Origin of the sequence: Metabacillus niabensis, assembly GCF_902829255.1 — a bacterium.
GTDB lineage: Bacteria > Bacillota > Bacilli > Bacillales > Bacillaceae > Metabacillus > Metabacillus niabensis.
In genome coordinates, this window is sequence record NZ_CADEPK010000410.1 from 1 (window position 1) to 3,311 (window position 3,311).

The following is a 3,311-nucleotide window of genomic DNA, read 5'->3' on the forward strand; positions in this document are numbered from 1 at the left end:
CAATAAAGGCTAATGATAAATAAAGAAATACAATGAATCATTAATTCATTTGTTTCTGCATTTATTTTCCTTTTTGCAAAAGCATTGTTTATTTTCGGTACTCGTTGTTTCCATTTTTCAAATAGTAGCGGAACATATTTATTAGGTGATTCCCAAGGCTTTTCTTGCTGAGATTGAAGGACTAACATGTCATAGTAAAAAGGTTCATGATCAATCGTTTCTGAAATATTCAAACAAGAATAGTCCAGAAATGTCTCTCTATTTTTAAAAAAAGGATCGTAACGAAATGAAACAGGAATATCATATTTCTTTTGCTGATCATTTTCAAGCATGCTTTTTTTCCTTTTTCATTCTTTTTTGCCCTTCCCGACAAAGATGAAGCAATGGACAAATATCGCACTTTGGAGATTGTGCCTTACAATGGTATCGCCCGAAGAAAATCAAACGATGATGTGTTTGTGACCATTCATCTTTAGGGATTTTCCGCATGAGTGTTTTCTCTACCTCAAGTACAGAGTCCTTCCAGCGACAAATTCCTAATCGTTTGCTTACCCTTTCAACATGTGTATCTACTGCTATCGCTGGTACTCCAAATGCAACCGAAACAACTACATTTGCTGTTTTTCTCCCAACTCCAGCTAATTTAGTTAATTCTTCATGCTCTCTTGGTACTTCACCATTATATTTTTCAATTAATGTTTCACAAAGGCTTCTTATGTTTTTCGCTTTATTCCGATATAAACCAATTGACTTAATATCTGACTGTAATTCTTCTAATGAAACAGCTAAATAATCTTCTGGTTTTTTATATTTTTTAAATAGGTTTTTTGTTACCTTATTAACAAGTGCATCCGTACATTGTGCTGAAAGTGCAACAGCAATGACAAGCTCAAAAGGATTTTCATGAACTAATTCACAATGTGCATCTGGGAACATTTCAGCAAATGTATCTAAGCATTCTCGAATTTGTACTTTAGTTAGCATTATTTCACCTTCTTTTTATAGTATCGAATAAAAAACAATCTATTTGCGTACACAAAAAAGAGCTATCTCTAGCTCTCAAGCCAATTATAAAATGGTACTTTCCTTTTATATTCCTCTTGATTTTGCTGAACAGAGTTATTATTCGCTTGATGCTGCCTAAATTTTTTCGAATGATTTCGCGCCTGTTCTATCGTTCTAATTCCATTCTTTTTCCATTCAAACAGAATCCTATCGATATATCGAAAATTAAGCTTACCTGACATAACAGACTCCCTTAGTGCCGCTTTGATAATAATTGGGTCATAATCCTCCTGATCAAGCCATATCGCTAATGTTTCACACTCAATTGGTGATAAAGGTCGACCGAATTCATTCTCAAATATTGTATATAAATTTTCGTCAGCTTCTTTGTTTTTTTCTCGATTTTTTTCCTGCGATAAAAAGGTATAAAGTTTGTCCCATAATGGTTTTAAGGAGTAATTTTCAAATAGAATCGTATTTTCTTCACACTCTTCAATTGATAAAAATCCTCTTTGAATTAAACTTCTTAAGATCGAGGTACAAGTAGAAGTGGAGATTGACATGTGTTCTGAAAGCTCTGTCGGCGTAGGAAATTGATTTCCCATTTGCTTAAATTGTTGCACTTGTAAAAGCACCATTAGTTCTTCTTCATTTAAGCCTAACTTCGAATAATGTTGAAATAAAATAACAGGAATTGATACATTTCCTGTTTCCTGTAAATAAATAAATTGTTCCTTATTCATCAAACACACCTCAATTGTAAGTATAACATGTCAGGACGAAACATTGAACATAATCAGCCTCGGTTGTTTTTGGCAACTGAACGAAAGATGACTTAATAAATAATAGTAATATTAATCAATAAAATCGAACTAGTTGAATATACTTATTTTTCTCCTCCTATAAACCATATAAAAAGGCTGCTTCAATTGTAAGTTAATTGAAACAACCTTTATACATAAATTATTATGGATATAATCGATTTAATAAACGTGGGAATGGAATCGTTTCTCTTACATGTTCTACCCCGCTAATCCATGCTACAGTACGCTCAAGACCTAATCCAAAGCCTGAGTGAGGGACTGAACCATACTTTCTTAAGTCTAAATACCACTCATATGCCTTCTCATCTAATTGATGCTCCTCAATACGCTGCTTTAATAATCCGACATCATGAATACGTTCAGAACCTCCAATAATTTCTCCATATCCTTCAGGAGCAATTAAATCTGCACATAAAACAACATCTTCTCTATTTGGATCTGGCTGCATATAAAATGGCTTTAAGCTTGTTGGGTAATGTGTAATAAATACTGGCTTATCATAAGCTTCAGCTATTGCTGTTTCATGTGGAGCTCCGAAGTCATCTCCCCATTTAATATCATTAAATCCTTTTTCATTTAAGAACGTTATTGCTTCATCATATGTGATTCTTGGGAATGGAGCTGTAATTTTCTCTAACTTTGAAATATCTCTTCCAAGAGTATTCAATTCCAGCTTGCAATTTTTTAGTACATTTTGCACAATAAAAGAAACATATGCTTCCTGTACTTGTAAATTATCCTCAAATTGATAAAATGCCATCTCTGGCTCGATCATCCAAAATTCAATTAAATGACGACGTGTTTTTGATTTCTCAGCTCTAAATGTTGGACCAAAGGAAAATACTTTACCAAGTGCCATTGCAGCAGCCTCCATATATAACTGCCCGCTTTGAGAAAGGTATGCATCTTCATCAAAATATTTCGTATGGAATAATTCTGATGTTCCCTCTGGTGCACTTCCTGTAAGAATTGGTGGATCCACCTTTACAAATCCTTCATTATTGAAAAATTCATATGTAGCTCTAATGATTTCATTTCTAATTTTCATCACTGCATGTTGTCGCTTAGAACGCAACCATAAATGACGGTGATCCATTAAAAATTCAGTACCATGCTCTTTAGGAGTTATAGGGTAATCAGTTGATTCTGAAATTACTTCTACATTTGTTACACCTAGTTCATATCCAAATGGTGAACGAGTATCCTCTCTTACCGTACCTGTCACATATAAAGAAGTTTCTTGTGTGATTGATTTAGCTTTTTGGAAAATCGCTTCCTCTACCTCTTCTTTTACAACAACACCTTGAATAAACCCTGTGCCATCTCTTAACTGTAAAAAGGCAATCTTACCGCTAGAACGTTTATTTGCAAGCCAAGCACCGATTCTGACTTCTTGTCCAACATATTTTCCTACTTCTGCAATTGTTGTTTTCACTAACACTTTCCCTCCAAAACTCCGATGTCTAATCAATTATGTACTAA

3 protein-coding genes and 1 pseudogene are annotated in these 3,311 nt (G+C 33.9%); all 4 read right to left on the bottom strand.

Features of this window, described 5'->3' with window-relative positions:
• Positions 1-332, bottom strand: a pseudogene (locus HU235_RS22920) (hypothetical protein); the annotation flags it as partial.
• Positions 325-984, bottom strand: coding sequence for an endonuclease III (nth, locus tag HU235_RS22925; protein WP_095302192.1), 660 nt, complete (start codon positions 982-984; stop codon positions 325-327). The gene nth and the pseudogene HU235_RS22920, both read right to left, overlap by 8 nt.
• Positions 985-1,052: 68 nt before the next feature.
• Positions 1,053-1,748, bottom strand: coding sequence for a DnaD domain-containing protein (locus HU235_RS22930; RefSeq protein WP_095302193.1), 696 nt, complete (start codon positions 1,746-1,748; stop codon positions 1,053-1,055).
• A 223-nt stretch (positions 1,749-1,971) separates the two neighbouring features.
• Complete coding sequence (asnS, locus tag HU235_RS22935) at positions 1,972-3,264, bottom strand: asparagine--tRNA ligase (RefSeq protein WP_095302194.1); 1,293 nt, start codon at positions 3,262-3,264, stop codon at positions 1,972-1,974.
• Between the last annotated feature and the right edge of the window lie 47 nt (positions 3,265-3,311).

What these genes read in the sequence shown, in the direction of transcription:
- HU235_RS22930 (WP_095302193.1), bottom strand. Translation starts at nt 1,748, where the DNA reads ATGAATAAGGAACAATTTATTTATTTACAGGAAACAGGAAATGTATCA.
- nth (WP_095302192.1), bottom strand. Translation starts at nt 984, where the DNA reads ATGCTAACTAAAGTACAAATTCGAGAATGCTTAGATACATTTGCTGAA.